This is a genomic window from Lacinutrix sp. MEBiC02595, from assembly GCF_053601555.1.
On sequence record NZ_JBSHNU010000222.1, the window covers coordinates 112,549 to 126,938 of the forward strand.

At 33.8% G+C, this 14,390-nt stretch carries 18 protein-coding genes; 17 read left to right on the plus strand and 1 reads right to left on the minus strand.

What is annotated here, in order from left to right; translation table 11 throughout:
• Nucleotides 1-34: 34 nt before the first annotated feature.
• The 10 genes from ACVCZW_RS10375 (at nucleotide 35) to ACVCZW_RS10420 (ending at nucleotide 6,237) form a co-directional block, all read left to right on the plus strand.
• Nucleotides 35-670 (plus strand): cell envelope biogenesis protein OmpA, encoded by a 636-nt coding sequence (locus ACVCZW_RS10375; protein ID WP_452229636.1) that lies wholly within the window; start codon nucleotides 35-37, stop codon nucleotides 668-670.
• Entirely contained in the window at nucleotides 670-1,224 is a 555-nt protein-coding gene (ruvC, locus tag ACVCZW_RS10380) for a crossover junction endodeoxyribonuclease RuvC (RefSeq protein WP_452232361.1), read from the plus strand. The genes ACVCZW_RS10375 and ruvC overlap by 1 nt, the downstream gene beginning before the upstream one ends.
• Before the next feature lie 84 nt (nucleotides 1,225-1,308).
• Entirely contained in the window at nucleotides 1,309-2,460 is a 1,152-nt protein-coding gene (hemW, locus tag ACVCZW_RS10385) for a radical SAM family heme chaperone HemW (RefSeq protein ID WP_452232631.1), read from the plus strand.
• A gap of 91 nt (nucleotides 2,461-2,551) precedes the next feature.
• Nucleotides 2,552-3,022, plus strand: a complete 471-nt coding sequence (locus tag ACVCZW_RS10390) for a hypothetical protein (protein WP_452232362.1) — start codon at nucleotides 2,552-2,554, stop codon at nucleotides 3,020-3,022.
• Between the two features lie 10 nt (nucleotides 3,023-3,032).
• On the plus strand, nucleotides 3,033-3,785 hold the full coding sequence (locus ACVCZW_RS10395) for a cyclase family protein (RefSeq protein WP_452229639.1): 753 nt from the start codon (nucleotides 3,033-3,035) through the stop codon (nucleotides 3,783-3,785).
• Between the two features lie 47 nt (nucleotides 3,786-3,832).
• The gene (locus ACVCZW_RS10400; RefSeq protein WP_452229640.1) at nucleotides 3,833-4,444 is read left to right on the plus strand and encodes a DUF4230 domain-containing protein; all 612 of its coding nucleotides are present in this window, start codon (nucleotides 3,833-3,835) and stop codon (nucleotides 4,442-4,444) included.
• Nucleotides 4,445-4,480: 36 nt separating this feature from the next.
• Entirely contained in the window at nucleotides 4,481-4,843 is a 363-nt protein-coding gene (locus ACVCZW_RS10405) for an MmcQ/YjbR family DNA-binding protein (RefSeq protein WP_452229641.1), read from the plus strand.
• Nucleotides 4,844-4,983: 140 nt separating this feature from the next.
• Nucleotides 4,984-5,262 (plus strand): STAS domain-containing protein, encoded by a 279-nt coding sequence (locus tag ACVCZW_RS10410; protein ID WP_452229642.1) that lies wholly within the window; start codon nucleotides 4,984-4,986, stop codon nucleotides 5,260-5,262.
• Nucleotides 5,263-5,316: 54 nt separating this feature from the next.
• A complete protein-coding gene (locus ACVCZW_RS10415; RefSeq protein ID WP_452229643.1) occupies nucleotides 5,317-5,595 on the plus strand; it encodes an STAS domain-containing protein in 279 nt (92 codons plus the stop codon).
• A gap of 63 nt (nucleotides 5,596-5,658) precedes the next feature.
• On the plus strand, nucleotides 5,659-6,237 hold the full coding sequence (locus tag ACVCZW_RS10420; RefSeq protein ID WP_203460054.1) for a PhnA domain-containing protein: 579 nt from the start codon (nucleotides 5,659-5,661) through the stop codon (nucleotides 6,235-6,237).
• Between the two features lie 248 nt (nucleotides 6,238-6,485).
• Here ACVCZW_RS10420 and ACVCZW_RS10425 read toward each other — a convergent pair whose 3' ends face one another.
• Nucleotides 6,486-7,334: an AraC family transcriptional regulator gene (locus ACVCZW_RS10425; RefSeq protein WP_452232363.1), complete on the minus strand. Its 849-nt coding sequence runs from the start codon at nucleotides 7,332-7,334 to the stop codon at nucleotides 6,486-6,488.
• A 139-nt stretch (nucleotides 7,335-7,473) separates the two neighbouring features.
• Between ACVCZW_RS10425 and ACVCZW_RS10430 the strand changes: the two genes are divergently transcribed.
• The 7 genes from ACVCZW_RS10430 to ACVCZW_RS10460 all read left to right on the plus strand — a co-directional run bounded on the left by ACVCZW_RS10430 (nucleotide 7,474) and on the right by ACVCZW_RS10460 (nucleotide 14,389).
• Nucleotides 7,474-8,391: a dihydrodipicolinate synthase family protein gene (locus tag ACVCZW_RS10430; RefSeq protein WP_452232364.1), complete on the plus strand. Its 918-nt coding sequence runs from the start codon at nucleotides 7,474-7,476 to the stop codon at nucleotides 8,389-8,391.
• Nucleotides 8,392-8,547: 156 nt separating this feature from the next.
• Nucleotides 8,548-8,811, plus strand: a complete 264-nt coding sequence (locus ACVCZW_RS10435; protein ID WP_452232365.1) for a DUF1272 domain-containing protein — start codon at nucleotides 8,548-8,550, stop codon at nucleotides 8,809-8,811.
• 37 nt (nucleotides 8,812-8,848) lie between these two features.
• Nucleotides 8,849-10,432: an aldehyde dehydrogenase (NADP(+)) gene (locus ACVCZW_RS10440; protein ID WP_452232366.1), complete on the plus strand. Its 1,584-nt coding sequence runs from the start codon at nucleotides 8,849-8,851 to the stop codon at nucleotides 10,430-10,432.
• 39 nt (nucleotides 10,433-10,471) lie between these two features.
• Entirely contained in the window at nucleotides 10,472-11,482 is a 1,011-nt protein-coding gene (locus ACVCZW_RS10445) for a 4-hydroxyproline epimerase (RefSeq protein WP_452232632.1), read from the plus strand.
• A gap of 76 nt (nucleotides 11,483-11,558) precedes the next feature.
• Entirely contained in the window at nucleotides 11,559-11,828 is a 270-nt protein-coding gene (locus tag ACVCZW_RS10450) for a DUF3781 domain-containing protein (RefSeq protein ID WP_452232367.1), read from the plus strand.
• Between the two features lie 13 nt (nucleotides 11,829-11,841).
• Nucleotides 11,842-13,089, plus strand: coding sequence for an NAD(P)/FAD-dependent oxidoreductase (locus ACVCZW_RS10455; protein ID WP_452232368.1), 1,248 nt, complete (start codon nucleotides 11,842-11,844; stop codon nucleotides 13,087-13,089).
• Nucleotide 13,090: 1 nt separating this feature from the next.
• The gene (locus tag ACVCZW_RS10460; protein WP_452232369.1) at nucleotides 13,091-14,389 is read left to right on the plus strand and encodes an aminopeptidase P N-terminal domain-containing protein; all 1,299 of its coding nucleotides are present in this window, start codon (nucleotides 13,091-13,093) and stop codon (nucleotides 14,387-14,389) included.
• Nucleotide 14,390 lies beyond the last annotated feature (1 nt).

Genomic DNA, 14,390 nt, shown 5'->3' on the forward strand with positions numbered 1-14,390 from the left:
TGCTAAAATGCGCAAATTAAAACAATATTGCCTTATGATAATACCAATTCAAATATTTAAGTCCGCCATATTCTTTGTACTACTAAGTTTTATATCGTTTTCTGGATTTTCACAAAGCGAAACAAGCACTTGGAAGGCACAATTTGCTGTCGGAATTAATAGTCCGAGTCAAAGCGCATTTGTTTCTACCTTTGAAGCAAAACCTATAAATTTCCCAACAGTTCATATGGGCTTACAACGTATGTTTAGCAGAAACCTTGGCGCTAAATTAGACTTTGGTTATAACCGACTTTCTAATGCAAGCAATTCACCAGAATTTAAAGTAAACTACTCTAGAGTTAATGTACAGGCGGTTTATGACCTTGGTAGTTTTATTCGATTACCGCAAAACTATGCTATTATAGCCCATGCCGGACCAGGATTTACTTTTGTAAAACCATTAGGAGAGTATACAGATAATAAAGAATCCTTTTTAAATGCAATGGCTGGTTTGGAGTTTCATTACGGAATTTCCCAAAGCCTTTCTTTGTTTTTAGACACTTCTTATATTTATGCCTTTAGTGGTGATTATGATAATATTGGTGATGGATTTGGAACTTTTAACGGAAACCTTTTAACAGCAACTATTGGTATTTCTATTTCATTAAGTGGTTGTTATTATTGTGAATAATGAGCGAAGACAGAATTATTTTAGGAATAGATCCAGGTACGACCATAATGGGTTTCGGACTAATACGAGTACGGAACAAGAAGATGGAATTCTTGCAATTAAACGAATTAGATTTAAAGAAATATAAGGACCATTATCTAAAACTGAAACTTATTTTTGAGCGTACTATCGAATTGATTGATACACACCATCCGGATGAAATTGCTATTGAAGCTCCTTTTTTTGGGAAGAACGTACAAAGTATGCTGAAGCTTGGTAGGGCGCAAGGAGTTGCAATGGCTGCAGGTCTTTCCCGTGAAATACCAATTACCGAATATCTACCAAAAAAGATAAAAATGGCAGTTACCGGAAATGGTAATGCGAGTAAAGAACAAGTTGCAAAAATGCTTCAAAGTTTGTTAGGTTTAAAAACCTTGCCAAAGAATTTAGATTCTACAGATGGTTTGGCTGCTGCAGTTTGCCATTTTTATAATTCAAATAAAGTTACGGTTGGTAAAAGCTATTCTGGTTGGGATGCTTTTGTAAAACAGAACGAAGATCGTGTGAAAAAGTAGTTGCATAGAATCGTTTTTAATTTGTCTTTCCGCACCGGATGCGGAATCTATTTTTAAATAAATTATAACCTAAAACCAAAAGTTATCTCAGGCATATACATACACATACCATTTTGCAAGCAAGCGTGTCATTACTGCGACTTCCATTTTTCTACTTCTATGAAGAAGAAAGACGAGTTAATAGATGCACTAATTTTAGAGTTAGAACTTCGTAAAAACGAATTGCAAGATCAAGAAGTAGAAACTATTTATTTTGGAGGAGGAACACCGTCATTACTTACTAATGAGGAATTAGTTTTGTTAATAGAATCGGTATATAAGAATTACAAAGTTTCTGCAAATCCGGAAATTACGCTAGAGGCAAATCCAGACGATTTAACCGAACAGCGAATTATAGCATTATCAAAAACACCAATCAATAGATTGAGTATTGGTATTCAGTCTTTTTTTGAAGACGATTTGAAAAGCATGAACAGAGCACATCATGCAGAAGAAGCAGAAAAGTGTCTGGAATTAGCAACGCAATATTACGATAATATTACAATTGACTTGATTTATGGGATTCCAGATATGCCTCTTGATAAATGGAATGCAAACTTACAAAAGGCATTTGGTTTTGGCGTGAATCATATTTCAAGCTACGCTTTAACGGTAGAACCTAAAACGGCATTAGCTACTTTTATTAAAAAAGGAAGTTATCCACCAATAGACGAAGAGCTAGCATTAGAACATTTTAATCATTTGGTTGCCGAAACCGAAAAGCAAGGTTTTGTGCATTATGAAATTTCAAACTTCGGTAAACCCAACTATTTTTCTAAGCATAATACAAGTTACTGGCAAAGTAAAAGCTATTTAGGTATTGGTCCGTCGGCACATTCGTTTAACAAAACACAACGTAGTTGGAATGTTGCAAACAATACCAAATACATACAATCTATACAAAACAAAAAACTACCAAATACAGTAGAAATCTTAAGTGTTCAAGACCAATATAACGAATACGTAATGACAGGATTACGTACTATTTGGGGTGTTTCCTTACAAAAAGTAGAAAACGATTTTGGAGTAGATTATAAAAAATATTTATTGCAGGCTTCACAAAAATATATTGACGAAGGATTACTTGTCACTTCGAGTGATTTTGATGCGAATCAAAATAGTATCGAGAAGTTAAAAACAACGCAAAAAGGTAAGTTTTTAGTAGACGGAATTGCTTCGCAGCTATTTATGATTTAGTATATTTGGGTATAAAAATTAAAAATCACTAAAAAAAGAATTTATTAGATGATGGAATTATCTCAGACTAATTTAAAGTCAATTTATAAAAATGAGTAAAAAAAATTATTCAAAATTATCTATTATAATTTTTACTTTACTAATCTTTAATTGTAGTTCATCCCACGATAAAGATAATGAAAGTGTTTTAACCATTTCTAATAAAGCAAGAATTGCAGGTGTTTGGTCTGAATTTGGTCAATGTCAAGATCAAAATAGTTTTATGTTTAATGAAGATTTAAGTTATCAACTTCTAAATTCAGGAAATATAGATTGTAGTAATAATGAAACGAGTACTTATAAATACACAGGTACTTATAATATTGTAGATAATGAGTTATTTTTTTATCAATTAACCGATGGAATTATTATTCAAGGCAATGGCGTTTCTGTACAAGAATTTGAATTGTTTGCTTCTAGAAAACAGACAATAGAAGTGTTAGATGATTCATTTTTACAGATTAAAACGACTATAGTTACAGATTCCGGAGTAGCAACTTTTAGCGATGTTTATGAACGATAAAAAAGAATAAATGATAGCAACCATAGAAACCAATTCAAAAAAATATAAAATAGATTTTTCTAAACCATTAGATATTTCTATTCCGCTAATAGCATCTGTAAAAAATGTAAATGCATGGTATTTAAAGGAACCGACAATAGAGCCAGTTCAAGATAACGGTTGGATAGCAAGTGTAAAAGAAGGTGCAAGCATCAATTTTAATAATATATGTTTCAATCCGCATGCGCATGGTACACATACTGAATGTGTTGGTCATATTGTAGAAAAAGTACACTCTGTAAATACAAGTTTAAAGAAGTTTTTCTTTCTAGCGGAAGTCATTACTGTAGCTCCAGAAAAACTAGGTGACGACTTTGTAATCTCTAAAAAACAGATCCAATTTGCCTTAGGAAACAAAAAACGAAAAGCGGTAGTGATACGTACGTTGCCAAATACAAGTGAGAAATTGTCTGCGCAATATTCACATAGCAATCCGCCTTATTTATTAGAAGATGCAGCAGTTTATTTAAGAGAAAAAGGCGTGGAGCATTTACTTATAGATTTACCAAGTGTGGATAAAGAAAAAGATGAAGGCAAGCTTTTAGCGCATAATGCTTTTTGGAATACCAAAGGAAAAGTGCGATTGAGCGCAACCATAACCGAATTTATTTTTGTACCAAATAATGTGGAAGATGGCACGTATTTTCTTAATTTACAGATAGCTCCTTTTGAAAACGATGCTTCACCAAGTAAACCAATTTTATACGCACTTTTAAACGATTAATTTTTGGTACATTAATTGCTTATTATAGAATAAAACCAATCAAATAAATGGAAGCCTTTTTAGGAATTATTATAGGAGTATTAGCAAGTTTAGGTGTTGTTACTTATTTTAAATCGTTTAAAAATAAACAACTTGTAAACTCGCAATCGCTACTATTATTAGACAAAGTAAAAACAGTTTGTAAATTTATAACTGTGGAAGGCGATTTCGCTGAAATTTACCATTACGAAGATGTGAAAGAACGTTTTTTAAAAATGGTAAATAGTAAGAAGAAAGCATTAATAGTAATAAACGCTAAGGCATATGTTGGCTATGATTTAAGTAAAATTCAATTGGAAGCAGATAATAAAAACAAACGGATTATTCTAGCACATTTTCCGCAGCCAGAAGTATTATCTGTAGAAACGGATTTGAATTATTACGATAAAAAAGACGGTTACTTTAATAAGTTTGAAGCTTCCGATTTAACCGGATTAAACCAAGAGGCTAAACAACATATTTTAGACAAAGTTCCCGAAAGTGGTTTAATACAAGCCGCACAAAAAGAAGCTTTACAAACCATCAATTTAATGGAAAGTATAGTAGAAACTATTGGTTGGAAACTCGATTATTCCGCGTTAAAACTAGAAGAAGCTCCTGTGAAAAAATTGAAAAATTAAAATTCTCCTTTTCGCTGGAAAGGCTGGTGTGTTATTATGAATATAGAACAACTTCGAGAATATTGCCTAGCTAAAAAAGGAGTTACAGAACATTTTCCTTTTGATGAAACAACACTGGTATTTAAAGTGCTAGGTAAAATGTTTGCCTTAACTTCTTTAAAAGGTTGGGAAGTCGGTACGCAATCTATAAACTTAAAGTGTGATCCAGAGTATGCACAAGAACTTCGTGCAACATACCAAAGTATTGAACCAGGTTATCACATGAGTAAAAAACACTGGAATACCATACAAATACATACCACCGAATTACAACCTTCGTTTGTAATACAACTAATTAATCATTCTTATGACATGGTTGTTAAAGGGTTATCTAAAAAGCTTCGCGATTCTTTATCCTGATGTATGAATAATATTGCGATTTTTCGCATTCAACAATTTATACCGCAGTTCATCGAACATATTAGGTGTAACTAATAATAAATCACATATTTACAGAGATTGATAGCGCTTAATATTTTATAATTTAAAACATTTAAAAGATGGCACTAGAAATCACAAATTCACTTGACGCGTTTATAGTTACAGGAATTCTTAACAAAACAAACGTAAAAAAATTTCAAATTTATTTCAAAAATATATTTAGCACCACGAATGAATTGGTGATAAATATTGACGAACTTAAAAGTATAGATAATGAAGGCGTCTCTGCTTTCGAAGATATCTACAAACAATCCTTAAAAGCACATAAACCCTTTTTCATTACAGGTTTAGGTAGTAAAGAAATATTCGATCATATCACCACTATTGACGCAGCGTAATTAATAGTAAGTATTCGATTATAGCACCAAATTCTATTACTAAAAAACAAAACCATGAAACTTATAATTACAAATAATGACAATATATATAGGGTAAAAGGAAACCTGATAAAGATGAATATATCCATTTTTAAAAACGGATTAAAAGATATTTTTAATCAAGCAGATGATGTTATCTTAAATCTACAAGAATTAAGTGCAATAGATAATCAGGGCGTAGTTGCCATAGCGCAATTACATAACGAAGCACTTTCTAAAAACAAAAAACTCTCTATAGTTGGCTTGGGTAATGGTCAAGTATCCAATCGCTTTAAATCAAGTCAAGTGGCTTAACACCATTTCTTCTTGCTGTATTGTTGGAATAAACGTACTTTTGTTTTTCAAAAATTTACTGAAATGAGTTTAGAAAGAGAATTAAATAAACGAGCAGATGGCAAGTGTGAATTATGCCAAAATGAAGAGCATTTACAACTATATACTTTAGCGCCTAGAAAAGATCAAAGCCTAATAGAAACACTTACAGCTTGTAAAACATGTGTAGATCAAATAGAAGATCCAGAAAGTACAGATCCTAATCATTGGCGTTGTCTAAATGATAGTATGTGGAGCGAACACCAAGCAGTCCAAGTTGCAGCATGGCGAATGTTATCCCGTTTAAGAAAAGAAGGATGGCCACAAGATTTGTTAGACATGATGTATCTGGAAGAAGACGTTTTAGAATTTGCTAAATCTACAGGTGAAGGAGAAGATGAAGAAGGAAAACTAATTCACAGAGATGTAAATGGGGTTGTTCTAGAAACTGGAGATTCTGTAGTGTTAATAAAAGACCTTAAAATAAAAGGATCTAGCCAAGTTGCTAAACAAGGTACTGCTGTTAGAAATATACGTTTAGACCGCGATAACGAAACCTATATTGAAGGTAAAGTTGGTCCAACACTAACCGTTATAATTACAGAGTACGTTAAGAAAATATAATAGTATGACGTTAGCTTTTGCAATCCTACAAGGTGAAAAAATCTTGTAGGATTACAAAACGTCAGGCTATCTACTATATCTTTTTTACGAGTTCTCCATACCTTTTGTATTGCAAACACAAAACATGCGAACTAACCTGAAAAAGGCTAGAACTATCTATGGATAGTCGAATTTCTATTCTTAACGTAAATAGATTGTTATATATAAGTAAGTTAGAAATTAGACGAAGTTCTCTTTTCTAATACTTCCTAATTGTTTTTATTGCTTTTTAATTGCGACGGACTTTTTCCTTTTATCGCCTTAAACTGTCGGTTGAAATTCGAAATATTATTAAAACCCGAAAGCTCTGCTATTTCTGTAGTCGAATACCTGTTTCCTGAAAGTAAAAGTTTGCTCGCATGTTCAATGCGCAATTCATTTAAAAACTGAAAATACGTTTTATTCGTTCTCTTTTTAAAATACTTACAAAAGGCATTTTTGGTCATATTGGCAACTTCAGAAATAGAACTTAAAGTAACCTCTTTATTAAAATTATTCATCGTGTATTCAAAAACATTACGCATTCTATAGCCTTCATTGTCGCTATATTTCTTGTCATAAATAAAAGAAGATAAACTTTTGTAATTAGCTTTCGATGTAATTTCTAGTAGCTGAAATAGTGCAAGAAATCTATTTAGTTTCGATGCGTTTTCTAGTTGCAAAAACAAAGCCTTTATTTGCTCCTGTTTCGAGGTAACTCTAAAACCATGCCTTGCGCGTTTAAAAAAATGCTGTAGTTCTTTTAACTCTTCCAATTCAAAAAAAGGAGCACCAAAAGACTGTTTCGTGAAAAATAAAGAAAGCATATGTGATTTTTCAGATACCTTCGAATCGCTCTTAAAAACATGTGGAATATTGCTTCCTATAATTAAAATATCATCCTTCATATAATAGTTCACAGTATCTCCTACTACCAAAGTTCCTTCGCCTTCTACAATAAAACTTAACTGAATTTCTTCATGTTGGTGTAGCTTATCATAAAAAGATTCTCCTGCATCGATTTGAAAAATTAAAGCATCTTGCTCCGGTTTCGGTATTTTAAAAGGTAGTACTTTCATAGTACAAATATACGCAAATACTATTCCTATATAGTTTAAACATTTACAAATAGAATAATATAGTATCATATATGGATAAAACCTTATCAATAAATACAAACGTATTCTAGTAATTTCACCACTTTAAAACGTAGAAATTATGAGTATAAAATGGGAAGGCGCAATGCCAGCAGTAACGACAAAGTTTACAGAAAACGACGAGTTAGATCTTAAAACTTTTAAAATTAATATTCAGGCACAACTAGATGCAGGAGTACATGGTATTGTACTTGGTGGTACTTTAGGAGAAGCAAGTACTTTAACCGATAGTGAAAAAAGAATCCTAACCAGAGAAACCGTAGCGTTTGTGAATGGTAAAGTTCCAGTGCTAATAAATATTGCAGAACAGACTACAAAAGACGCTATTCAATGCGCGAAAAAAGCAGAAGAAGATGGTGCGCAAGGTTTAATGCTTTTGCCACCAATGCGTTATAATGCGGGAGATAGAGAAGTTGTAGAATACTTTAAAGCAATTGCAAATAGCACGAAACTTCCTATAATGATTTACAATAATCCTGTAGATTATAAAATTGAAGTAACGTTAGATATGTTCGAAGAACTTCTAGCAAGTTGTCCAAATATTCAAGCTGTAAAAGAATCAACTAGAGATACCACTAATATTACAAGAATTAAAAATCGCTTTGGAGACAGATTAAAAATTATGACAGGCGTAGATACAATCGCTCTAGAAAGCTTGATTCTGGGAGCCGATGGTTGGGTCGCAGGTTTAGTATGCGCATTTCCGGCCGAAACCGTTGCTATTTATGAACTCCAAAAAGAAGGAAGAATTCTAGAAGCCATAGAAATATACCGTTGGTTTATGCCATTATTAGAGCTAGATATAAATCCTAAATTAGTGCAAAACATTAAACTCGCCGAGGTGGCAACCGGAATAGGTACAGAAAACGTTAGAGCACCAAGATTACCGCTTCATGGCGAAGAGCGTATACACGTATTAAAAGTAATTGAAGAGGCACTAAAAAGTAGACCAACATTGCCAGATTATAAAAATTTGTAAAGGGTTTTGGGTGTTCCCAAACTTCGCTTAAGCTGCGTTTGGTCAGGCTTTACGCTATATCTTTTTTTGCCATATATGGCAGCAAAAAAAGGATGCCGCTGCAATCCTTAACACAAATACAGAACATGAAAGAAGCAAGTTAACAAACATAAAATAATGCTAGAAATAAGACCAACCTGCGAGAATTGTAATAAAAAACTACCATTCGATGCGCAAGATGCCATGATATGCAGTTTCGAGTGTACGTTCTGTAAAGAATGCGTAGATACTATTTTAGAACATGTTTGTCCGAATTGTGGTGGCGGATTTGAAAAACGACCAATCCGTCCAGAAGCAGTATTACAAAAATATCCAGTATCTACTAAATTGGTTCACAAACTAGTAGATATAGAAGCACATTTAAAACGAATGAATAACTAAAAGAAACCTTCCTTTTTTGGGAGATTTATAAGGGATTATGATAACAGGAAAAAACTACATAGGAAACAAACAGTCTGCATCTGGAGATAAAACATACAGAACATTTAATCCGCAATTAAATGTTGAAAATAAACATGTTTTTACAGAAGCAACTCCAGAAGAAATAGAGGAAGCAGTAACTTTAGCATCCAATGCTTTTAAAACTTTCCGAAATACTTCAGGAGAAAAAAAAGCAGCATTCTTAAATGCCATTGCCGATGAAATTTTAGCGTTAGATGACATATTAATTCAAACCTATTGTTCTGAAACTGGATTGCCAGAAGGACGTGCAAAAGGAGAAAGAGGCAGGACTGTTGGGCAATTGCGCAGTTTTTCAGACTTGGTAAAAGAGGGTTCTTGGGTAGAAGCAGCAATAGATACTGCGCAACCAGAACGTCAACCAATGCCAAGATCTGATATTCGTAAAATGCTAGTACCTTTAGGACCTGTAGTTGTTTTTGGTGCAAGCAATTTTCCGTTAGCATATTCTACTGCTGGTGGAGATACTGCAGCAGCATTTGCAGCTGGTTGTCCAGTACTTGTAAAATCGCATCCAATGCACGCAGGAACTGGAGAATTAGTGGCTTCTGCAATTCTAAAAGCAGCACAAAAAACAGGAATGCCTAATGGTGTTTTTTCCAATTTAAATTCTAGTGGTATCGAAGTCGGACAACAATTAGTAAAGCATCCTGGCGTAAAAGCGGTTGGCTTTACTGGTAGTATTCGTGGCGGACGTGCTTTATATGATTTGGCTGCAAAACGCGAAGAACCAATTCCTGTATTTGCAGAAATGGGAAGTGTCAATCCCGTAATAATACTTCCGGAAGCATTAAAAAATAGACAAGAAGGTTTAGCAAAAACATACGCAGGTTCTATCACTTTAGGAACAGGGCAATTTTGTACAAATCCTGGTTTATTACTTGGTATTGAAAGCGAAAATTTATCCAGCTTTATTCAGAATTTGTCCAATGAAATTATAAAGATAGAACCATCCGTAATGTTACATCCAAACATTAGTGCTGCGTATGAAAGCAATAAACAAAAAGCAATTTCACAAGCCGAATTAACGGTTACAGCGAATTATGGATCCGAAGTGAAAACTAATTATGCAAAACAAACGGTTACAACCGTTTCTGGTACAACATTTTTAGAAAACCCAACCTTGCATCAAGAGGTTTTTGGACCGTATTCTATAGTTGTACAATGTGAAAATGCCGAAGAATTAGAAACTATAATTTCTCAATTAGAAGGACAATTAACGGGGACTTTAATTGCCGATTCTGGAGAGGCTTCTAATTATCCTAAAGTAATTGCAGCATTACAAAATCGCGTCGGACGTGTTATTTTTAACGGTGTTCCAACAGGAGTGGAGGTTTGTCCTTCCATGGTACATGGCGGTCCATATCCATCCTCAACCGATAGTCGTTTTACAGCAGTTGGGATACATTCCATAAAACGTTGGGTACGACCTTTTAGCTATCAAGATTGGCCGAATGAATTACTACCAAACGAACTAAAAAATGAGAATCCGTTGCAGATTTCTAGATGTATAAATAACGAGCAAACCAAAACTTCAATCTAAAATTTCCTCATAGAGGAAGGTTAGGAAGTGTTATAAAAAATTATGAAAAATACATTTGTTTGTATTGATGCACATACTTGCGGAAATCCAGTACGCGTTATAAAAAGTGGTGGTCCAAATTTAATTGGAAATACCATGAGCGAAAAACGCCAGCATTTTTTAAAAGAATACGATTGGATTCGTAAAGGATTAATGTTGGAACCGCGCGGACATGATATGATGAGTGGAAGTATTTTATTTCCGCCGCATAACCCGGAAAATGATTTTGCAATTCTGTTTATAGAAACTTCTGGCTGCTTACCAATGTGCGGCCATGGCACCATCGGAACGATTACAATTGCTATTGAAGAAGGTTTGGTGGTGCCTAAAATACCAGGAAAAATTAAAATGGAAGCTCCTGCAGGTTTGGTAGAAATAGAATATCAGCAAACCAATAATAAAGTAGATTGGGTAAAACTTACCAATGTGAAAAGTTATTTAGCAGCTCAAGATTTAACGATTGAATGTCCAGAATTAGGAGAAATAATTTTTGATGTTGCTTATGGTGGAAACTATTATGCCATCGTAGATCCGCAAAAAAACTTTTCTGGAGTACAAGATTATACAGCTTCTAAAATCATTCAATATTCGCAAATAGTTAGAGATAGAATCCGTGAGAAATACCCTAATCAATTTATACATCCAGAAAATAAAACGATAAAAGATGTTACACATATGCTTTGGACAGGTAGTCCAATTGATGTAACTTCATCTGGCAGAAATGCTGTGTTTTATGGTGATAAAGCAATAGATAGAAGTCCTTGCGGAACAGGAACTTCTGCAAGGTTAGCACAGCTTTATGCAAAAGGAAAATTAAAAATTGGAGAAGCATTTGTACACGAAAGCTTTATAGGAAGTAAATTTATAGGGCGCGTGGAAGCCGAAACTCTTTTAGATGGCAAGAAAGCGATAGTGCCAAGTATTCAAGGTTGGGCAAAAGTATTCGGGTATAATACCATTACTATTGATGCTGCAGATGATCCATATGCGTTAGGATTTCAAGTGATTTAATTCTTCAGATCTTCGTGATTTTTTAAACGATAGAAGGTCTCTAAAAGGATACACTTTAAAAAAGTATTTTAAAGAAATGAGAATAAACAAGAGTGAAATTTTAGAAAAACATTGTTATACAGAATTGGTGTATCAAAGAATTAATAAGAAGCTGGGAACCCAATTTTCAAAAGAAGAAAGTGAGACGCTTATAAAAAAAGTGTTAAAAGAAACCGATCTAGAATACTATAAAAAAATAGGAAAGAACTTCTATATTTCAAATACCCAACATCAGATAAGAATCACAATAAATTCGAATACGTTTAGAGTGATTACTGTCGATAAAATTAAAAATAACGTAGCTTAAAATAAGGTAGCAAATGTCAAAAAATGTAGTGATTATTGGTGGCGGAATTATAGGTTTATGTTCTGCATATTATCTTCAAAAAGAAGGTTTTCAAATAACGATAATAGATCAGTCTAATCTGGATTCTGGTGCGTCCTATGTAAATGCTGGTTATTTATCACCAAGTCATCTTGTACCACTTTCGGCACCTGGAGTTATGAAAAAAGGCCTGAAATGGATGTTTGATTCTTCTAGTCCGTTATATATAAAACCAAGATTAGATGTCGATTTTTTTAAATGGACTTTAGCTTTTAATAAATCGTGCAACGCTAATCACGTTAAAAAAGCAATTCCAGCAATAAAAGAAATTACGCTATTAAGTCAGGATTTGTATGATGCTATTAAGCGTGATGAAAACTTTACATTCCATTATGAAAAGAAAGGATTACTAATGTTATGTCAAACGGAAGCGATGCTAGAAGAGGAAATGAAAACAGCGCATTTAGCAAAAAAGGAAGGTTTAGACGCCAAGGAATTGTCTATAGAAGAGTTGAAAAAAATAGAACCCAATGTAAACTTAAATGTAAAAGGAGCAACCTATTATCGATGTGACTCGCATACAACACCACAGGAATTTATGGAAGAAATGAAAGCGCATTTAAAAAATGTTGGCGTTACGTTTTATACCAATGAAAAAGTGGAAGATGTAAAAGTTTTAAACGGACGTATTTCGGAACTAAAAACAAATAAACAAATAGTAAAAGCAGATGAATTTGTGCTGGCTGCAGGTTCATGGAGTCCTATTTTAAGCAAGAAATTAGGAATTAAATTACTAATGCAAGCGGGAAAAGGGTACCGAATAAATACAACACAGCAAACAGGAATTACAATGCCGTCCATTTTGGCCGAAGCAAAAGTTGCTGTAACGCCAATGCGCGGTTTTACGCGTTTTGCAGGTACTATGGAGATTGCAGGAATAAATCACACTATTAATAAAGTTCGGGTAGATACTATTGCCAATGCAGCGACTCGTTTTTATCCAGAAATAAAACTCACGGAAGAAGAGAAAAACAGTGCAGCTGCTGGCTTACGACCAGTATCACCAGATGGATTGCCGTATATAGGTAAATCTACCAAATGTAACAATTTATCTATAGCTACAGGACACGCAATGATGGGTTGGAGTATGGCGACAGCAACGGGAAAATTAGTTTCCGAAATTATTTCAGATAAGAAAACTTCATTAAATTTACATTCTTTTCACCCAGATAGAAAATTTTAATATGAAATACCAACCAATTCCGAATACTTTATTCCAAAAAAATAGAAGTCATTTTATTTCTAAAATGGAACCAAATACAATTGCTATCCTAACATCCAATGACGTTAAGCATAATAATGCAGACGATGTTATGGGCTTTACACAGAACAATGATTTGTTTTACCTTTCGGGAATAGATCAAGAAGAAACCATTCTGGTTTTATATCCAGATGCGCATAAAAAAGAGAACAAAGCCATTCTTTTTGTCAAAGAAACCAATGAGCAAATAAAAATTTGGGATGGTGAAAAACTAACGAAAAATCAAGCAACGGATATTTCCGGGATTTCTCGAGTAGAATGGGTGCAAGACTTCGAAATGCTTTTACAATACATGGCTTTTGAAGCAGACGGTTTTTATCTTGGGCATAATGAATATTTAAAGCGTGCCACAAAAGATCAAGAAACCCAGCAAGATCGAATGATTCAATGGTGTAAAAAGAAATATCCTTTACACGCGTATCATAGAGCGGCAAAAATAACGAGAGATCTGCGTCCAATAAAATCGGAAGTAGAAATTGCACAAATGCAAAAAGCTGCAGATATTAGTGTTGTTAGCTTTAAGCGCGTTTTAAGTTCGTGTAAACCAAACATGATGGAATACGAGTTAGAAGCAGAACTAATCTATAATTTAGTGAAGTCTGGAGCTGTAAGACATGCCTTCAAACCTATTGTAGCTTCTGGTAAAAATGCTTGTGCGTTGCATTATAATACCAACGATGCTGTTTGTAAAGATGGTGAGATGATACTCATGGATTTTGGCGTTTGCTATGCGAATTATAATAGTGATACCACACGCTGTTTTCCGGTAAATGGCAAATTTAGCAAAAGACAAAAAGAAGTATATAGCGCTGTTTTACATTGTTTAAAAGAAGGATCTAAGCTTTTAAAACCTGGAGTACTTCCTGCAGATTACGAGTCTCAAATGGTAAGTTTAGTAGAAGTGGAACTGATAAAACTGGGATTGTTAGATGCAGATGCAGTAGCAAATCAGGATCCGGAAAAACCATTGTATAAAAAATATTTTATGCATGGTACTGCGCATCATATCGGATTAGATGTACATGATGTTGGCTTGTATTCTCGTCCGTTAGAAATAGGAATGGTACTTACTTGCGAGCCTGGGATTTATATTCCAGAGGAAGGAATTGGTTGCAGATTAGAAAACGATTATGTAATTACTGAAAACGGAAATAGCAATTTAACGGAAGCAATGCCAATAGAAATAGAAGACATTGAAGCTTTAATGAATAATAAAAAATAGT

What these genes read in the sequence shown, in the direction of transcription:
- ACVCZW_RS10425 (WP_452232363.1), bottom strand. Translation starts at nt 7,334, where the DNA reads ATGAAAGTACTACCTTTTAAAATACCGAAACCGGAGCAAGATGCTTTA.
- ACVCZW_RS10450 (WP_452232367.1), top strand. Translation starts at nt 11,559, where the DNA reads ATGAGAATAAACAAGAGTGAAATTTTAGAAAAACATTGTTATACAGAA.
- ACVCZW_RS10395 (WP_452229639.1), top strand. Translation starts at nt 3,033, where the DNA reads ATGATAGCAACCATAGAAACCAATTCAAAAAAATATAAAATAGATTTT.
- ACVCZW_RS10410 (WP_452229642.1), top strand. Translation starts at nt 4,984, where the DNA reads ATGGCACTAGAAATCACAAATTCACTTGACGCGTTTATAGTTACAGGA.
- ACVCZW_RS10430 (WP_452232364.1), top strand. Translation starts at nt 7,474, where the DNA reads ATGAGTATAAAATGGGAAGGCGCAATGCCAGCAGTAACGACAAAGTTT.
- ACVCZW_RS10460 (WP_452232369.1), top strand. Translation starts at nt 13,091, where the DNA reads ATGAAATACCAACCAATTCCGAATACTTTATTCCAAAAAAATAGAAGT.
- ACVCZW_RS10440 (WP_452232366.1), top strand. Translation starts at nt 8,849, where the DNA reads ATGATAACAGGAAAAAACTACATAGGAAACAAACAGTCTGCATCTGGA.
- ruvC (WP_452232361.1), top strand. Translation starts at nt 670, where the DNA reads ATGAGCGAAGACAGAATTATTTTAGGAATAGATCCAGGTACGACCATA.
- ACVCZW_RS10400 (WP_452229640.1), top strand. Translation starts at nt 3,833, where the DNA reads ATGGAAGCCTTTTTAGGAATTATTATAGGAGTATTAGCAAGTTTAGGT.
- ACVCZW_RS10435 (WP_452232365.1), top strand. Translation starts at nt 8,548, where the DNA reads ATGCTAGAAATAAGACCAACCTGCGAGAATTGTAATAAAAAACTACCA.
- ACVCZW_RS10455 (WP_452232368.1), top strand. Translation starts at nt 11,842, where the DNA reads ATGTCAAAAAATGTAGTGATTATTGGTGGCGGAATTATAGGTTTATGT.
- ACVCZW_RS10375 (WP_452229636.1), top strand. Translation starts at nt 35, where the DNA reads ATGATAATACCAATTCAAATATTTAAGTCCGCCATATTCTTTGTACTA.
- ACVCZW_RS10405 (WP_452229641.1), top strand. Translation starts at nt 4,481, where the DNA reads ATGAATATAGAACAACTTCGAGAATATTGCCTAGCTAAAAAAGGAGTT.
- ACVCZW_RS10420 (WP_203460054.1), top strand. Translation starts at nt 5,659, where the DNA reads ATGAGTTTAGAAAGAGAATTAAATAAACGAGCAGATGGCAAGTGTGAA.
- ACVCZW_RS10415 (WP_452229643.1), top strand. Translation starts at nt 5,317, where the DNA reads ATGAAACTTATAATTACAAATAATGACAATATATATAGGGTAAAAGGA.
- ACVCZW_RS10390 (WP_452232362.1), top strand. Translation starts at nt 2,552, where the DNA reads ATGAGTAAAAAAAATTATTCAAAATTATCTATTATAATTTTTACTTTA.